This window comes from Gammaproteobacteria bacterium (genome assembly GCA_015709695.1).
Lineage (GTDB): Bacteria > Pseudomonadota > Gammaproteobacteria > Steroidobacterales.
Map to the genome: position 1 here is coordinate 827,394 of CP054183.1, position 17,134 is coordinate 844,527.

The window sequence follows — 17,134 nt, forward strand, 5'->3', positions numbered from 1 at the left end:
GCGCCGAATCGTGGCTGCTGGCATCACAGGAAACAGGCCGATGGCGATGGCTGCAGGCAAGCAGGTGTCCGTGGCGCCCATGATGGACGTCACCGACCGCCATTGCCGCTACTTCCTGCGGCAGATCTCGCCGCATGTCCGGCTGTACACCGAGATGATCACCGCCCAGGCCGTGCTGCACGGCGACCGGGAGCGGCTGCTCGGCTTCGATCCGGCCGAGCACCCGCTGGCGCTGCAGCTCGGTGGCCACGATCCGCTGCAGCTGGCCGCCGCGGCGCGAATCGCCGCGGCCCGGGGCTACGACGAGATCAACCTGAACGTCGGCTGTCCCAGCGATCGCGTGCGGGATGGGCGTTTCGGTGCCTGCCTGATGCTCGAGGCGGAGCAGGTGGCGCACTGTGTCGGCGCCATGGCCGAAGCCGTGGCCGTGCCGGTGACCGTCAAGACGCGCATTGGCGTCGATGACCACGACAGCTACGAGTTTCTCGCCGCCTTCGTCGACCGGGTGGCGCGCGCCGGATGCGGCACGTTCATCGTGCATGCGCGCAAGGCCATCCTCCAGGGCCTGTCGCCGCGGGAGAACCGCGAGGTCCCGCCGCTGCAACCGGAGCGGGTACACCGCCTGAAGCGCGAGTTCCCCGCCTTGCGCATCATCATCAACGGTGGCATCGACAGCATCGAGCGCATCGACGCCGAGCTCGCGCTGCTGGACGGGGTCATGCTCGGCCGCAAGGTGGCCGGGGATCCCTGCTTCCTCGCCGCGGTGGAGGCGCGATTCCTCGCGGGTACGGACGAGCGGCCAGCCCTCGACCGCGGCCATGTGGTGCGCCGCATGAGTGAGTATGCGCAGCGCCAGGCCGACAGCGGCGTGCGCCTGCATCACGTGACGCGGCACATGCTCGGGCTCTATCACGGCCAGCCCGGCGCGCGCGGCTGGCGCCGGTTCCTGTGCGAGCAGGCCGGGCGCCCCGGGGCGCGGCCGCAGCTGCTGCTGGATTCACTGGCCGCCATCGGCGGCCGAAACGGCGCCTGAACCGTGGCTGCCGGGCCCTTGCGGGGCGCGGCGGGCACGCAACCTTGACCGAAAGGATCGCGAGTGGCGAAGAACAGGAGCAGCGGCAGGGCACGTGGCGGCAAGCGCCGACATTCCACCATGGCACAGCGTGCCGACCGGATGGAGCTCTATGAGCGTGCCGTGCACGACCCGGGCACCGAGGTGGACTTCCTGCAGCAGGCTTTTCGTGATGCCCGCGGACGCCTGCCGCGCAGCTTCCGCGAGGATTTCTCGGGCGCAGCCAGCGCTGCCTGCGAATGGGCGCGCCGCGGGCCGCAGCGCCGGGCGATCGGCGTGGACATCGAGCCGGCGGTGCTGGAGTGGGGGCGGCTGCGGCGCCTGTCACGGCTGTCACCCGCGGCGCGCCGCCGGGTCAGCCTGGTCAATGCCGACGTGCTCACGGTGCGCACCCGGCCGGTGGAAGTGATCGCGGCCCTCAACTTCAGCTACTGGGTCTTCAAGGAACGCGAGCAGCTGCTGCGCTACTTCCGCAATGCCCATGCCGGCCTGACCCGCGATGGCATCCTCGTGCTCGATGCCTTCGGCGGCTACGAGGCCTGCCGCGAGATGCGCGAGCGCACCGAGCACCGGGGTTTCACCTACGTCTGGCACCAGGCGCGCTACCAGCCGGTCACCGGCCACCTGCTCTGCCACATCCATTTCCGCTTCCCGGACGGCTCGCGCATGGACCAGGCGTTCAGTTATGACTGGCGGCTGTGGACCCTGCCGGAGCTGCGGGAAATCCTCCTGCAGGCGGGTTTCCGGCGCGTGACCGTCTACTGGGAGGGCGACGACGGCAAGGGTGGCGGCAATGGCGAGTTCACCCCGTCGGCGGAAGGTGAGGCCGACGGTGGCTGGATCGCCTATGTCGTGGCGGAAAAATAGGCGGTAGCCGACCAGCCTGGGTGACAGGGTGGCGACGCGACCCGGGCACTCTTGCCACGCGGATCCATGTCGTATAATGCCGACGGTCCTCTTTTACATATTCCGGTAGCGGGGGTGACGTGGCTGACGGAGTGGGCAAGGAAGTCGCCATCCTGTTCGCCGACGTGGTCGGCAGCACGCACCTCTACGAAGCCATGGGCGACGATCGCGCCCGTGAAACCGTGCAGCAGTGCCTGAAGGTGATGCGCGATGCCACCGAGCAGTTCGGCGGCGCCGTCATCAAGACCATGGGCGACGAGATCATGGCGACCTTCCCGTCGGCCGACGACGCCATGAGCGCCGCCAGCCAGATGCAGAAGCGCATCACCAGCAGCACCCGTCTTGCCGACGGCACCCATGTCGCCATCCGCATCGGCTGCCACTTTGGCCCGGTGGTGGCCGAGGATCGCGATATCTTCGGCCAGGCCGTGCACACTGCCAATCGCATGACCTCCCAGGCGAAGGCCGGGCAGATCCTCACGACCGCGACCACGGTGGAGCAGCTCACCGGGGAGTGGCGTGCCCTGGCCCGCCAGATCGACATTGCCACGGTGAAGGGCTATTCCAGCGAGATGGCGCTCTTCGAGGTGGTGTGGCAGCCCGAGGAAGCCACCAGCATGCTGCCGTCGATCAAGTGGACGGCGCCCGAACCCGCGCCGGCCGGCCGGCTGCGCCTGCGCTTCCGCGGCCATGAACTGGTGCTGGGCGAGGGCGGCAAGGCCGAGGCCAGCATGGGCAGGGCCGACGAGAACGACGTGGTGATCAAGGGCAACCTGATCTCGCGCGTGCACGCGCGCATCGACCTGCGCAAGAACCGCTTCGTGCTGGTGGACGAGAGCACCAACGGCACCTTCATCCAGCCCGACGGTGGCGAGGAAGTCTACGTGCGGCGGGATTCCACCGAGCTGGCCGGCAGCGGCGTCATCGGCATGGGCCGGGTGGCGGCGCGTGGCACCCCGCTCGCCATCGAGTACAGCTGCGAGCAATAGCCGCCGCCCGTCCGGGCGGCGGCCACACGATCAGCCCAGCCGCTTGCGTACCTTGCCATGCTCCTCGAGCAGGGCAGGCGGAATGCGGCTGCCGTATTCGGCGAAATAGCCGGCGATGCCGTCGAGCTCCTCGCGCCAGCTCGCGGTGTCCACGGCCAGCAGCGATTCCAGCACCTGGCGGTCGATGTCGAGCCCGTCGAGATCGATGTCCGCGGGCTGGGGCAGGAAGCCGATGGGCGTTTCGCGGGCGCCGGCACGGCCTTCGCAGCGATCGATGATCCAGCGCAGCACCCGCAGGTTCTCGCCGAAGCCCGGCCACATGAACTTGCCGTTCCTGTCCTGGCGGAACCAGTTGACGTGGAAGATCTTCGGCAGGCGGTCCGATTTCCCGGCAAAGCCCAGCCAGTGGCCCCAGTAGTCGGCGAAGTTGTAGCCGCAGAAGGGCTTCATCGCCATGGGGTCGCGGCGCACCACGCCCACCTGGCCGGTGGCGGCGGCGGTGGTCTCGGAGGCCACCGAAGCGCCGATCAGCACGCCATGGCGCCAGTCGCGGGCCTGGTAGACCAGCGGCGCCAGCTCGCGACGCCGGCCACCGAAGATGATGGCGCTGATGGGCACGCCGGCCGGATCATCGGCCAGCGGCGAATAGCTCGGGTTCTGCCGTGCGGCCACCGTGAAGCGCGAGTTGGGATGGGCGGCGGCGCCGCTGCCCTTCTTCCAGGGGTTGCCGCGCCAGTCGGTGACCGGCTCCTGCTTGTCCTTGTCCTCCCACCAGGGCTCGTTGCCGGCGGTGACGGCGACGTTGGTGAAGATGGTGTCGTGGGTGATCATCTCGAAGGCGTTGCGGTTCGTCTTCGGATTGGTGCCGGGCACGACGCCGAAGTAGCCCGATTCGGGATTGATGGCGCGCAGGCGCCCTTCGGCATCCAGGTGCAGCCAGGCGATGTCGTCGCCGATGGTGCGCACCTTCCAGCCGGCCTGGGAGGCGGAGGGGATCAGCATCGCCAGGTTGGTCTTGCCGCAGGCCGAGGGGAACGCGGCGGCCAGGTAATGGCGCTCGCCCTGCGGGCTCTCGATCTCGACGATGAGCATGTGCTCGGCCAGCCAGCCCTCGCTGCGTGCCTGCCAGCTGGCAATGCGCAGGGCATGGCACTTCTTGCCGAGCAGGGCATTGCCGCCATAGCCGGAGCCGATGCTCTGGATCAGCAGTTCGTGCGGGAAATGCATGATGAACCGGCGCTCGGGATTGAGGTCGCCGGTGGAGTGCAGGCCGCGCACGAACTTGCCCTCGCGCTCGATGCGCTGCAGGGCCGGCTTGCCCATGCGCGTCATGAGCTTCATGTTGGCGACGACGTAGGGGCTGTCGGTGATCTCCACGCCGCAGCGGGCGTAGGGCGAGTCAATCGGGCCCATGCAGTAGGGGATCACGTACAGCGTGCGGCCACGCATGCAGCCTTCGAACAGGCTGGCCATCTTGCGGTGGGCCTCGGCCGGTGCCATCCAGTTGTTGTTGGGCCCGACCTCGTCCTTCTCCGGCGTGCAGACGAAGGTAAGGTGCTCCACGCGGGCGACGTCGCTGGGATCGGAGCGGTGCAGGTAGCAGCCGGGATAGGTCTTGTCGTTCAGGGCAAGCAGGTCGCCGCTCTTGAGCATCAACTCGATCAGCGAGCGGTATTCGGCCTCGCTGCCATCGCACCAGTGGATGCGGTCCGGTTTGGTGAGCGTGGCCGTCTCCGCCACCCAGTCGAGCAGGGCCTGGTTGCTTGTCGTCATCGCGAATCCTTCGAAAGAACGTGCCACCAGCGATCCGGTCTGTTGCCGGCGCGTGGTCCATGAAATTGCCTATTATACAGACCGCGACCAAGGGGTCAGCCGACACCCGGGAGCCACGCAGCTGCGCCTGACCCTGGATGCAGCCAGGCAACAGGCATGCGACGTAATTCGACAGTGCAGGACCGCTTCGACAGTTTCTTTCTCGACGACAGTCCGCTGCGCGGCGCCCTCGCGGGCTTTGCACCGCGACCGGAGCAGTTGCAGATGGCCCGCCTGGTCCGCGATGCCATGGCCGGCCGGCGGCACCTGGCCATCGAGGCTGGCGCCGGCACCGGCAAGACGCTGGCCTATCTGGTCCCGGCTCTCCTGTCCGGGCAGCGCGTGATCATCGCCACGGGCACCCGCACCCTGCAGGACCAGCTCTATCACCGCGATCTGCCGGTGGTCGCCGCGGCGATGGGCCGCCCGGCCGTGGTGGCCCAGCTCAAGGGCCGTGCCAACTACCTGTGCCGTTACCGGCTGGCACGCCTCGCGAACCTTCCCGATACGCTGGGCAGCGGCGCCCGCCGTGACCTGCGGCGGATCACCGAATGGGCCGGACGCACGCAGTCCGGCGACATTGCCGAAGCCGGGGCCGTGGCGGAAGACTCGCCGCTGTGGCCACAGGTGACCTCCACCGCCGACAACTGCCTCGGCAGCCGCTGCCCGGAATTCGCTGCCTGCCATGTGGTGGCAGTGCGCAAGCGCGCGGCTGCCGCCGACATCGCCATCGTCAATCATCATTTGCTGCTGGCCGACATGGCCCTGCAGGAGGACGGCTTCGGCCAGCTGTTGCCGGGCGCCGAGGTGGTGGTCGTCGACGAAGCACACCGCTTTCCGGACACGGCCCAGGCCTGGTTCGACGTCACGTTGCGTTCCCGGCAGCTGGAGGACCTGGTGCGTGACACCGCCACCGAGGCGCAGCAGGCCGCGGCGCTGGACGGGGAACTCAGGGGCCGCCTCGATGCCCTGCTCGGCACGGTGCGCGATGCGCAGACGGCCGCTCCGGCCGGCAGCGAACCCCTGGCCATGGCCGAGGCGCCGGCTTTCTCCGCCGCGCTGCTGGCGATGGCCGAGGCGCTCGCACCGCTGGGCTCGCTGCTCGCCGAGCGGGCCGCACTCGGTCCGGGCCTGGGTCGCTGCGCCGAACGCACCGCGGCGCTCACCACGGCCGCGGGCCGCATCGCCGACTGGCAGGCGCAGGCCGATCTCTGCTGGGTGCAGGGCGGACGCGAGACATTCGCGGTGCACCTGACCCCGCTGGATGCGTCGCGCCAGATGAGCGAGATGCTCGGCAACCAGCACTGCACCTGGATATTCACCTCGGCCACGCTGGCAGTGGGCGATGACTTCTCGCACTTCGCCGGCCGCCTCGGCCTGGAGCCGCTGGAGACCCGGCGCATCGACAGTCCCTTCGACTATGCGCGCTGCGCGCGCTTGTACCTGCCCGCCGGGCTGCCGGCGCCGGAGGCGCCGGATTACCTCGAGCGCTGCGTGGCCGCCATCGAGCCGGTCCTCGAAACCAGCCGGGGCCGGGCCTTCCTGCTGTTCACCAGTCGCCGGTCGCTGCAGCGCGCGGCGGAGCTGCTCGGCAGGAAGGCGCAGCAACATGCCCTGCTGGTGCAGGGCTCGGCGCCGCGCTCGCGGTTGCTCGAAGCCTTCGCCCGCACGGACAACGCGGTACTGCTGGGAACCGCTACCTTCTGGGAGGGCGTGGACATCCGCGGCCCGGCCCTGGTGGTGGTGGCCATCGACCGGCTGCCATTCGCCTCGCCGGGAGATCCGTTCCTGCAGGCGCGCCTCGAACTGGTACGCCGTGCCGGCGGCGATCCTTTCCGTGATTACCAGCTGCCGCAGGCCGTGCTGGCGCTGCGGCAGGGTGTCGGCCGCCTGATCCGCGGCACCACGGACTATGGCATCGTCGTCATCTGCGACCCGCGCCTCAGCGGGCGCGGCTACGGGCGCGTGTTCCGCGACAGCCTGCCGCCGATGCCCGTGGTGCGCAGCGCCGCGGAGGCCTGTGATTTCCTCCGGCAGCAGGAGGCCGGCGCCTGATGAGCAACCGCTGTGCACTGGCGCTGGAGGCCTCCAGCGACCGCATGGGTCTGGCCGCAAGCCGTGGCGGGCGCGTGGAGCAGTTCGAGGCCATGCCTGCCCGGTCCGCCACCGCGGCGGTGTACGAGCATGCGCGCGAGCTGCTGGAGCGCCTGGGCGCCGGCTTCGCCGACCTCGACTATGTCGCCTTCGGTCGTGGCCCGGGCAGTTTCACCGGCGTGCGGGTGGCTGCTGCGGTCGCGCAGGCGCTGGCCTATGCGCGCACCATTCCGGTGTGCCGCATCTCGAGCCTGGCGGTGCTGGCGGCCGGTGCCGGCCCAGGGATCCATGCCATCTGCGTCGATGCGCGCATGGGGCGCGCCTACGCGGCGCTGTACCGCGTGGAGGCCGGTGCCACGCCGCAGGCCATGATGGCCGAGGCGCTGGTGGATCCGGCGACCTTCGCTTTTCCCGGCGATACGGCGCTGTCCGGGCTCGGTGATGGCTGGCAGGCCTGGCCGGCCCTGCTCCAGCGGCACCAGGCGCGGCTTTCGGGGTTGCGTCCCGGCCTCTTGCCGTCGGCGCTGGATTTGTTGAGCATGGCAGACGCCGAGTTCGCCGCCGGCCGTACCGTTGCCGCCGCCGAAGCGCTGCCGGAGTACCTGGGCCAGGCGCCCGTATCGCGGCCGGCCACAACGGAGTAGCACTGCATGCCCGACAACCCGCGAATCGGCAATGTCCTCGGCCTGCTGGCCTGCGCGGGCCTCATGGGCTATGCGCTGTATTCCGAGCATGTGCTGGGCTACGAGCCCTGTCCGCTGTGCATCTTCCAGCGGGTGGCGGTGATCGCCCTCGGCATGGTGTTCCTGGCTGCCGCGATCCATGGGCCAGGTCCGGGTGGCCGTCGCGCCTACGCGCTGCTGCTGCTGCTGGCGGCGGCGGGTGGCGCCGGCGTGGCCGGGCGCCACCTCTGGCTGCAGAGCCTGCCGCCCGAGCGCGTTCCTGCCTGCGGCCCGGGACTCGACTACATGCTCGAATCGTTCCCCTTCACCGAGATGCTGCGGACGGTGCTGTCCGGGTCGGGGGAGTGCGCCGAGGTCAACTGGCGGTTGCTCGGCCTCGCCATGCCGGGCTGGGTGCTGATCTCGGTGGTGCTGCTCGGCGCCTTCGGCGTGTGGAACAACCTGCGGCGCAGGAGTACCTAGCCGGCCGGCAGCAGGCGTTCGAGGACGTTGCGGTAGACGGCCTTCATGCGGTCGATGTCGGCGACCGCGACGCGCTCGTTGACCTTGTGGATCGAGGCATTGACCGGCCCGAATTCCACGACCTGGGTGCCGTAGGGTGCGATGAACCGGCCATCCGAGGTGCCGCCGCCGGTGGAGAGCTCGGGCGTCAGGCCGGTCACGGTGCACACCGCCGCCGTGATGCAATCGGTCAGGGGCCCGATCGGCGTGAGGAACGGCTCGCCCGACAGGTGCCAGCGCAATTCGTAGTCCAGGCCATGGCGCTGCAGCAGCGCCTCGATGTGGGCCTGCAGGCGCTGGTAGGTCCAGACCGTGGAATAGCGGAAGTTGAAGCGCGCATGGAGCTTGCCGGGGATGACGTTGGGGGCGCCTTCGCCGGCCTCGATCTTCACCACCTGGAAGCTGGATGGCGGAAAGAACTCGTTGCCGTCGTCGAGCGGCGTGGCATAGAGCTCGGTGATGACCGGGGCGAACAGCGGGATCGGGTTGCGGGCGAGTTGCGGGTAGGCCACGTGGCCCTCGATGCCGTTGACGGTCAGCATGCCGCTCAGCGAGCCACGCCGGCCGATGCGCACCGTGTCGCCGAGCACCTCGCCGCAGGAGGGCTCGCCGATCACGCACCAGTCGATCTTCTCGCCGCGCGAGGCGAGCTCTGCCATCACCCGCAGCGTGCCGTCGCGCGCCCGGCCTTCCTCGTCACTGGTGATGAGGAAAGCGATGGAGCCGCAGTGGCCTGGCCGCGCGGCGACGAAGTCGACGGTGGCGTCGGTCATGGCCGCCAGGCTCGACTTCATGTCGGCGGCGCCACGGCCGTAGAGGTAGCCGTCGCGGATTTCCGGCGTGAACGGGTCGCTTTGCCATGCCGAGGCGTCACCGGGCGGCACCACGTCGGTGTGGCCGGCGAAGCACAGCAGCGGCCCGCTGCTGCCGCGGCGCGCCCACAGGTTGGTCACCTCGCCGTACTGCAGGGTCTCGACCGTGAACCCGGCCTGCAGCAGCCGCGCGGCGATGAGCTCCTGGCAACCCTCGTCGCGCGGCGTCACGGACGGCCGGCGGACCAGCTCCCGGGTGAATTCCAGCGTGCCGTTCATGCCGGCCTGCTCACTCGGCCCGCAGCAGTTCGTTGATGGCGACCTTGGCGCGCGTCTGCGCGTCGACGCGCTTGACGATCACCGCGCAGTACAGGCTGCAGCGACCGCCCGCGGAGGGCATGGACCCGGGCACCACCACGGCTCCCGCCGGCACGCGTCCGTAGAGCACCTGGTCGCGCTCGCGGTCGTAGATGCGGGTGCTGGCGCCGATGTACACGCCCATGGAGATCACCGCGCCTTCCTCGACGATGACGCCCTCGACGATCTCCGAGCGCGCACCGATGAAGCAATTGTCCTCGATGATGGTGGGGCTGGCCTGCAGCGGTTCGAGCACGCCACCGATGCCCACGCCACCGGAGAGATGCACGTTGCGGCCGATCTGCGCGCAGCTGCCCACCGTGGCCCAGGTGTCCACCATGGTGCCGCTGTCCACGTAGGCGCCGATGTTGACGTAGGAGGGCATCAGCACCACGCCGCGGGCGATGTAGGCGCCGCGCCGGGCCACGGCCGGTGGTGCGACGCGCACCCCGCCGGCGGACAGCTCCTGCTCGCTGCGCCCGGCGAACTTCAGCGGCACCTTGTCGTAGAACGTGGTGAAGCCGGCATCCATGCGGCGGTTCTGCGACACCGCGAAGTAGAGCAGCACCGCCTTCTTCAGCCACTGGTTGACGATCCAGCCGGAGCTGGTCTTCTCGGCGACCCGGGCGCTGCCGGAATCGAGCATGGCGATGGCTTCCTCGATGGCCGCGCGCAGCCGCGGGTCCGGGTTCGCGGGATCGAGTTCCCGGCGGCGTTCGAATGCGGCTTCGATGGTGGCTTGCAACTCGCTCATGGGTTTCCCGTGCGGTGGTTCGTGGAGGCGCCAGGGCGCCGTGTTGCTCAGGCGGGCTGGTCCAGCGCCGCCGTGAGTGCATGCTTCAGCTGTTCGCAGAATTCCGGCTGCAGCGGCTGCCCGCTGCGGTCGGTGACATAGAAGACGTCCTCGGCACGCTCGCCCAGCGTGACGATCTTCGCGGTATGGACCGCGACCCGCTGGTCGCGCAGCACCTTGCCGACCTCGCAGAGCAGGCCGGGACGGTCGCCGGCTATCAGCTCCATCACCGTGCGGTTGTTGCGCTCGTCGGTGGCAAAGCTCACCAGCGTGGGAATGGAGAACATGCGCACCTGCCGCGGGGCGCGCCGGGTCACCCTGGCCGGTTCGCCATCGCCACGGGCCAGCGCCCGCTCCATGTGTCGCCTGATCTGCTCGTGGCGGCGGGTATCGGCAATGCGCTCGCCGGTCTGCTCGAGCACCACGTAGGTGGAGATGCTCCTGCCGTTGTCCAGGGGAATGATGCGCGCGTCGGCGATGGTGAGCCCGAGTTCGTCGAGCACGGCGGTGGCCAGGGCGAAGGTATGCTGCTCCTGCGGCGTGTAGAGGAAGATCTCGGTGCCGCCGCTGGTCGAGGCACCATGGACACCGATCAGCACGGGCTGGCGCCCGGGATCGTGGCCGGCAAGCTGCTGCGTGTGCCATGCAATGGTCTGCGGACTGCAGCGCAGGAAGTAGTCCTCGGTGAGCTGCGGCCAGACCTGGGCCGCCACCTCGCGGCCTGCACCCGCGGCATCCAGCAACTGCAGGGCAGCGGCCTGCCGCTCGGCCAGCAGCTCGTCCTTGTCCACCGGCGTTTCCAGGCCCCGGCGCAGGGCGCGCTTGGTGACGCCATAGAGTTCCTCGAACAGCTGCGCCTTCCAGGAGTTCCACAGCTTGGGATTGGTGGCGCGCACGTCCGCCACGGTCAGCAGGTAGAGGTAGTCCAGGTGCGTCTCGTCACCGACCAGCGCGGCGAACTCGCGTATCACCGCAGGGTCGGTGATGTCGCGGCGCTGCGCGGTCATCGACAGTGCCAGGTGGTGGCGGACCAGCCAGGCCACCAGCCGCGCCTCGTAGCGGCTCATGCCGTGCTCCAGGCAGAACGCCTCGGCATCCACTGCGCCCAGCACCGAGTGGTCGCCGCCGCGGCCCTTGGCGATGTCGTGGAAGAGCCCGGCCAGGTAGGCGATCTCCGGTGCCGGCAACTCGCGCATGATCTCCGAGCAGCGCGGGAACTCGTGGTCATAGCGGGCCAGCGCGAAGCGGCGCAGGTTGCTCACCACGAACAGCGTGTGGGCGTCCACGGTGTAGGCGTGGAACAGGTCGTACTGCATGCGGCCGACGATGCGGCCGAACGACGGAATGTAGCGGCCAAGGACACCGTAGAGGTTCATGCGCCGCAACTCGTGGGTGACGCCCTCCGGTGCGCGCAGGATCTGCAGGAACAGGCGGTGGTTGCGCGGGTCCTGCCGGAACTCGTCGTCAATGAGGTAGAGGCTGCGCTGGAGCAGGTCGACCGTGGTGGCGCTCACGCCCTTGATCTGTGGCTGCTGCTGCAGCAGCAGGAACAGCTCGATCATCGCCGAAGGCTGGCGCTCGAAGACCGTGTCGTCCACCACCTGCAGGAAGCCGTTCTTGACCTGGAAGCGGTCATTGAGCGGCTCGGCCTCCACCTCCGGGTTCATGAGGATGGCTTCCTGGAAGAGCTGCAGCAGCATCTCGTTCAGGCGGCTCAGGTCCATCACCGTGCGGTAGTAGCGCTGCATAAGCTGTTCCACCGCGAGCATGTAGGTCGCGTCCTGGTAGCCGAAGATCTGCGCGATCCTCGCCTGGAAGTCGAACAGCAGCCGGTCCTCCTTGCGGCCGGTGAGGGCATGCAGCGCGAAGCGCACGCGCCAGATGAAGTCGCGCCCCTGGCGCAGCACCCGCAGCTGACCGGGTGTCAGGAACCGGTGTGACACCAGCGTCTCGAGGTCACCCGTGCTGAAATGGCGGCGCGCGACCCAGACGATCATGTTGATGTCGCGCAGTCCCCCGGGGCTGCCCTTGATGTTGGGCTCGAGGTTGTAGGCCGTGTCGTCGTAGCGGGCATGGCGGGCCTGCTGTTCCTTCAGCTTGGCCTCGAAGAAGCTGCGCGCCGGCCAGACCGCCGGCGGGGCGCAGGCCGCTTCCATCTGCCGGAAGAGTTCCTCCGGGCCCAGCAGGCGGCGCGCCTCCATCAGCGTGGTGGCGGTGGTGAGGTCGCGGCAGCTCTCGTCCCGGCATTGCTCCACGGTGCGCGTGCTGTGGCCCACCTGCAGGCCGATGTCCCAGAGCAGCGCGAGGAAGGCCGAGACGGGCTCGCGCACGTCACGTTGCTCCTGATCCGGCAGCAGCACCAGCAGGTCCACGTCGGAGCAGGGGTGGAGTTCCGCGCGGCCGTAGCCGCCGACCGCCGCCAGCACCGCGTCGGCCAGCTGCGGCCCGCAGCTGTGTTCCCAGGCGGAGCGGATCACCCGGTCGACGACCATCGTCTGGTCCGCCACCAGCTGCGTGGCCGACTCTCCGGCCAGGAAGCGGTTGATCAGCGCACCATTGGCCGCCTGCAGGACTTCGCGGATGCCGGCCACGGTGCCGCTGGCCGCGGCCAGGCCGGCATCGATGCCGGCCCAGTCGAGGGCGCTGCCGCCGGCAGTGAGAAAGCGTCTGCCTGCTTCGGCGGCCGCGGCCAGTTGTGGCGGAATGGCGCCGGCGTCGCTGGCAACCCGGGCCGGTGTGCTCATGGACGGTCCGCGGCTCCCAGGGTCAGTACCTCGCAGCCGTTGGCCGTCACCAGCACGGTGTGCTCCCATTGCGCCGACAGCGAGTGGTCCCTGGTGACCACGGTCCAGCCGTCCGGCAACAGGCGCACGCCGCGCTCCCCGGCATTGACCATGGGCTCGATGGTGAAGGTCATGCCTTCGCGCAGTTCCATGCCCGTGCCGGGCCGGCCGTAGTGCAGCACCTGCGGGTCCTCGTGGAAGCCGCGGCCAATGCCGTGCCCGCAGTACTCGCGCACCACCGAGCAGCCCTGCGATTCGGTGCAGGTCTGCACCGCATGGCCGATATCGCCGAGGCGCGCGCCCGCACGTACCGTGCGGATGCCGGCCCACATGGCATCGAATGCCACTTGCATGATGCGTGCGCCCTGCACCGTCGGCTTGCCCACCGCGAACATGCGGCTGCTGTCGCCGTGGTAGCCATCCTTGATGACCGTGACGTCGATGTTGACGATGTCGCCCTGGCGCAGCACCCGGTCGCCGGGGATGCCGTGGCACACGACGTGGTTCACCGAGGTGCAGATCGACCTGGGGAAGCCACGGTAGTTCAGTGGCGCGGGAATCGCCTGCTGCACGCCAACGATGAACTCGTGGCAGATGCGGTCGAGCTCCCCGGTGCTGACCCCGGGCTGGACGTGCGGAGCGATCATGTCGAGGACGTCTGCGGTGAGGCGCCCGGCCACACGCATGAGTTCCTGTTCCCCGGGCGTCTTGATGCTTGTGCTCATCGAGGCTGGTCCTGGGCCGCGTGGCGGCAGCGATTGCGCCACGGCCGGGCGCGGGCTGGCGGGATCTGGGCGTTTCATGGCAGGGACGGCTCCGGGTGGCAACGGCGCTGGGACCGCCGGCTGGCGGCCGGCACCGGGTACCAGCACCCGGCGCGTTGTTGCTGGATGACGGTTATGGTATAAAGCGCGCGCCTTGCAGGCAACGAAATCCACACATGTGTCGGCACGTACGGCCGGGTGCCTGGCTCAGCATGAGCAGGTTGCCGCTACGGGACACATGGAGGCCCAACCCGACCAAGGAGCAAACGTGGCAGAAGTCAGCATGCGCCAGATGCTGGAGGCCGGTGTTCACTTCGGACACCAGACCCGGTACTGGAACCCCAAGATGGCGCCCTTCATCTTCGGCGCCCGCAACAACATCCACATCATCAACCTCGAGCACACCGTCCCGCTGTTCCACAAGGCCTGTGCCTTCGCGAGGAACCTGGCGGCCGATGGCGGCACGATCCTCTTCGTCGGCACCAAGCGCTCGGCACGCGATTCGGTCAGGGCCCAGGCCGAGCGTTGCGGCATGCCCTACGTCAGCCATCGCTGGCTCGGCGGCATGCTCACCAACTTCAAGACCATCAAGCAGTCGATCAAGCGCCTGGAGGAGCTGCAGCAGATGCAGGCCGACGGCTCGATCGAGCGGCTGACCAAGAAGGAAGTGCTGACGCTGAAGCGCGAGCAGGCCAAGCTGGAGCGCAGCCTCGGCGGCATCAAGAGCCTGGCCAGCCTGCCGGACGCCATCTTCGTCATCGATGTCGGCCACGAAAGCATCGCCGTGCACGAGGCCCGCGTCCTCGGCATCCCGGTGGTGGGCGTGGTCGATACCAATTGCTCGCCGGACGAAGTCGATTACGTGATTCCCGGCAATGACGACGCCATGCGCGCCGCCGAGCTCTATGCCGTCGGCCTGGCCGACGCGGTGCTCGAGGGGCGCGTGTCCGTGCCGGCGTTGCCGGCCGGCGAGGACGAGTTCGTCGAACTGGATGCCGAAGGCAAGCCCAGGTCGCAGCCCGGCGGCCGCCGCGCCGCGCCGGCCCGCAAGACGACGCGCGGCGGCGCCAGGGCGCCGGAAGCGGCCAAGGGTGCGCGGCGCCCGCGGACCAAGGCTGCAGCGGCAGCCGGCGGGGATGACGCCGCAACGGCGGCCGGCGACGAGAACAAGGAATAGTCAAGGCGGCTAGCCGCCAGCAGTGGCGGGTATCCGACGACAGCCTGGAGAATCGGCATGAGCATTGCGGCCAGCACCGTGAAGGAACTGCGCGAGCGCACCGGCGCCGGCATGATGGAGTGCAAGAGCGCGCTCGTTGAGGCCAAGGGCGATATCGAATCGGCCCTGGAGATCCTGCGCACGCGCGGCCAGGCCAAGGCGGACAAGAAGGCGAGCCGTGTCGCCGCCGAAGGTCGCATCGAGCTGGCGCAGGCCGCGGATGGGCGTGGCGGCGTCATCATGGAAGTCAACTGCGAAACCGACTTCGTGGCGCGTGACGCCAGTTTCCTGGCTTTTGCCGGAGAGGCCGCTGCCCTCGCCCTGGCTCGCGCACCGGCCGATGTCGAGGCACTGATGCAGCTGCCGCGAGCCACCGGCGGCACGCTCGAGGACCTGCGCAAGGAACTGGTGGCCAAGATCGGCGAGAACATCGCCGTGCGGCGCTTCGAGCGCCTGGCCGCCACCGGACAGCTGGGCAGCTACCTGCACGGCACGCGCATCGGCGTGCTGGTGGATGTCGTGGGCGGCGATGAGGAGCTGCGCCGGGACCTGGCCATGCATGTTGCCGCCAGCCGCCCGCAATGCGTGTCGCCCGACGAGGTCCCGGCCGAGGTGCTGGAGCGCGAGCGGCGCATCCTCACCGAGCAGGCGGGCAACGAGGGCAAGCCGCCCGAGATCGTCGCCAAGATGGTGGAGGGGCGCCTGCGCAAGTTCCTCAACGAGGTCACCCTGCTCGGCCAGCCCTTCGTCAAGGATCCCGATACCAGCGTCGGCAAGCTGGTCCAGGGCCGCAAGGCTTCGGTGAAGCGCTTCGTGCGCCTGGAGGTGGGTGAGGGCATCGAGAAGAAGGCGGCGAACTTCGCCGAGGAAGTGCGCGCGCAGCTCGAAGCCCATGCCTGACGGAGGGTGCAGCCGGGTGGCGGCCGCCCCATGGCCGGAGCCGGGGCAGGGCGTGCGTCACGGCCATCGCGGAACATCCACGACCCCGCCTGCGCGGGGTTCTTTTTGGGTCATGCACCGGCAGGCAACATGAGCGAACCGCAGAAGAAGTTCGACCGCATCCTCCTCAAGCTCAGCGGCGAGGCGCTGCTCGGCAACGAGGACTATGGCATCGACCCGCACATGCTCGCACGCATCGCCGGGGAGCTCACCGAGCTCACCCGCATGGGCATCCAGCTCGGCGTGGTGATCGGCGGCGGCAACATCTTCCGCGGTGCAGGCCTGGCCCGGGCGGGCATGGATCGAGTCACCGGCGACCACATGGGCATGCTGGCCACGGTGATCAACGCGCTCGCCCTGCAGGACGCGCTGGAGCGGGCCGGGGCCTACGCCAGGGTGATGTCGGCGCTGCAGATCCACGAGGTCTGCGAGGACTATATCCGCCGGCGGGCCATCCGCCACCTGGAGAAGGGCCGCGTGGTGATCCTCGCCGCCGGCACCGGCAACCCGTTCTTCACCACGGACACCGCGGCGGCCCTGCGCGCCATCGAGATCGGCGCGGACGTGCTCATCAAGGCCACCAAGGTCGATGGCATCTATACTGCGGACCCGATGAAGGACCGCGGCGCGTCACGCTACGAGCGACTGTCCTATGACAAGGTGCTGGCCGACCGGCTCGATGTCATGGACACCACGGCGGTGGTCATGTGCCGTGACAACCACCTGCCGATCCGTGTGTTCGACCTCAATGTTCCGGGAGCCCTGGTGCGCGTGGCTTGCGGCGAGTCGGTGGGTACGCTGGTCAGCGAGAACTGAAGACGCGCCGCGCGGGGCGGACCACAGGGAGTCGATGATGATTGCAGACATCAGGAAAGACGCCGAGCAGCGCATGGCCAAGGCCGTGGCTGCATTTGGCCAGGTGCTGAAGAAGCTGCGCACTGGGCGCGCCCACACCAGCCTGCTTGAACACATCCAGGTCGACTACTATGGCAGCCACGTGCCGCTGAACCAGGCTGCCAACGTCGCGGTGGAGGATGCCCGCACCCTGAGCGTCACGCCCTGGGAGCCGAAGATGGTGCAGGTCATCGAGAAGGCGATCATGAATGCCGACCTCGGGCTCAATCCGGTGACGGCAGGTACCGTCATCCGCGTGCCCTTGCCGGCCCTGACCGAGGAGCGCCGGCGCGACCTCGCCAAACACATCAGCCGCGAGGCCGAGCAGGCCCGGGTGGCCGTGCGCAACGTGCGCCGGGACGTCATGGCCGACCTCAAGGAATTGCTCAAGGAGCGGGAGGTCACCGAGGATGAGGAGCGCAAGGCGCAGCAGTCCATCCAGGAACTCACCGACCGCCACGTCGGCCAGATCGACAAGATTTCAGAGGATAAGCAGAAAGAAATCATGCAGGTATGAAT

At 69.0% G+C, this 17,134-nt stretch carries 15 protein-coding genes; 10 read left to right on the forward strand and 5 right to left on the reverse strand.

Going from position 1 to position 17,134, the window contains the following annotated elements:
- Positions 1–40 precede the first annotated feature (40 nt).
- The 3 genes from dusA (at position 41) to HRU81_03830 (ending at position 2,967) form a co-directional block, all read left to right on the forward strand.
- The gene (dusA, locus tag HRU81_03820; GenBank protein ID QOJ31296.1) at positions 41–1,033 is read left to right on the forward strand and encodes a tRNA dihydrouridine(20/20a) synthase DusA; all 993 of its coding nucleotides are present in this window, start codon (positions 41–43) and stop codon (positions 1,031–1,033) included.
- 120 nt (positions 1,034–1,153) lie between these two features.
- Positions 1,154–1,939: a class I SAM-dependent methyltransferase gene (locus HRU81_03825; GenBank protein ID QOJ33271.1), complete on the forward strand. Its 786-nt coding sequence runs from the start codon at positions 1,154–1,156 to the stop codon at positions 1,937–1,939.
- Between the two features lie 119 nt (positions 1,940–2,058).
- Positions 2,059–2,967 (forward strand): FHA domain-containing protein, encoded by a 909-nt coding sequence (locus tag HRU81_03830; GenBank protein ID QOJ31297.1) that lies wholly within the window; start codon positions 2,059–2,061, stop codon positions 2,965–2,967.
- 30 nt (positions 2,968–2,997) lie between these two features.
- On the opposite strand, the gene HRU81_03835 is transcribed toward HRU81_03830, so the two are convergent.
- Entirely contained in the window at positions 2,998–4,740 is a 1,743-nt protein-coding gene (locus tag HRU81_03835; GenBank protein QOJ31298.1) for a phosphoenolpyruvate carboxykinase (GTP), read from the reverse strand.
- A gap of 156 nt (positions 4,741–4,896) precedes the next feature.
- On the opposite strand from HRU81_03835, the gene HRU81_03840 reads away from it, so the two are divergent.
- Genes HRU81_03840 through HRU81_03850 form a run of 3 tightly spaced genes read left to right on the forward strand, consistent with a single transcriptional unit; the run spans position 4,897 to position 8,018 of the window.
- Positions 4,897–6,834: an ATP-dependent DNA helicase gene (locus HRU81_03840; GenBank protein ID QOJ31299.1), complete on the forward strand. Its 1,938-nt coding sequence runs from the start codon at positions 4,897–4,899 to the stop codon at positions 6,832–6,834.
- Positions 6,834–7,517 (forward strand): tRNA (adenosine(37)-N6)-threonylcarbamoyltransferase complex dimerization subunit type 1 TsaB, encoded by a 684-nt coding sequence (gene tsaB / locus HRU81_03845; GenBank protein ID QOJ31300.1) that lies wholly within the window; start codon positions 6,834–6,836, stop codon positions 7,515–7,517. Before HRU81_03840 ends, tsaB begins: the two co-directional genes overlap by 1 nt.
- Positions 7,518–7,523: 6 nt before the next feature.
- The gene (locus HRU81_03850) at positions 7,524–8,018 is read left to right on the forward strand and encodes a disulfide bond formation protein B (GenBank protein QOJ31301.1); all 495 of its coding nucleotides are present in this window, start codon (positions 7,524–7,526) and stop codon (positions 8,016–8,018) included.
- Here the strand turns inward: HRU81_03850 and dapE are convergent.
- Genes dapE through map form a run of 4 tightly spaced genes read right to left on the reverse strand, consistent with a single transcriptional unit; the run spans position 8,015 to position 13,527 of the window.
- Entirely contained in the window at positions 8,015–9,148 is a 1,134-nt protein-coding gene (gene dapE, locus HRU81_03855; protein ID QOJ31302.1) for a succinyl-diaminopimelate desuccinylase, read from the reverse strand. The two genes, HRU81_03850 and dapE, sit on opposite strands and share 4 nt — an antisense overlap.
- A 10-nt stretch (positions 9,149–9,158) precedes the next feature.
- Positions 9,159–9,980, reverse strand: coding sequence for a 2,3,4,5-tetrahydropyridine-2,6-dicarboxylate N-succinyltransferase (gene dapD, locus HRU81_03860; protein QOJ31303.1), 822 nt, complete (start codon positions 9,978–9,980; stop codon positions 9,159–9,161).
- 47 nt (positions 9,981–10,027) lie between these two features.
- On the reverse strand, positions 10,028–12,763 hold the full coding sequence (glnD, locus tag HRU81_03865; GenBank protein ID QOJ31304.1) for a [protein-PII] uridylyltransferase: 2,736 nt from the start codon (positions 12,761–12,763) through the stop codon (positions 10,028–10,030).
- Positions 12,760–13,527, reverse strand: a complete 768-nt coding sequence (map, locus tag HRU81_03870; protein QOJ31305.1) for a type I methionyl aminopeptidase — start codon at positions 13,525–13,527, stop codon at positions 12,760–12,762. The genes glnD and map overlap by 4 nt, the downstream gene beginning before the upstream one ends.
- A 307-nt stretch (positions 13,528–13,834) precedes the next feature.
- Between map and rpsB the strand changes: the two genes are divergently transcribed.
- From rpsB to frr, 4 genes are all read left to right on the forward strand, one after another.
- Complete coding sequence (rpsB, locus tag HRU81_03875) at positions 13,835–14,743, forward strand: 30S ribosomal protein S2 (GenBank protein QOJ31306.1); 909 nt, start codon at positions 13,835–13,837, stop codon at positions 14,741–14,743.
- A gap of 57 nt (positions 14,744–14,800) precedes the next feature.
- Entirely contained in the window at positions 14,801–15,682 is an 882-nt protein-coding gene (locus HRU81_03880; protein QOJ31307.1) for an elongation factor Ts, read from the forward strand.
- Positions 15,683–15,811: 129 nt separating this feature from the next.
- Positions 15,812–16,537 carry a UMP kinase gene (locus tag HRU81_03885; GenBank protein QOJ31308.1) on the forward strand — a complete coding sequence of 242 codons (726 nt, stop codon included), beginning with the start codon at positions 15,812–15,814 and terminating at the stop codon, positions 16,535–16,537.
- A gap of 37 nt (positions 16,538–16,574) precedes the next feature.
- Positions 16,575–17,132, forward strand: coding sequence for a ribosome recycling factor (gene frr, locus HRU81_03890; protein ID QOJ31309.1), 558 nt, complete (start codon positions 16,575–16,577; stop codon positions 17,130–17,132).
- Positions 17,133–17,134: the final 2 nt, after the last annotated feature.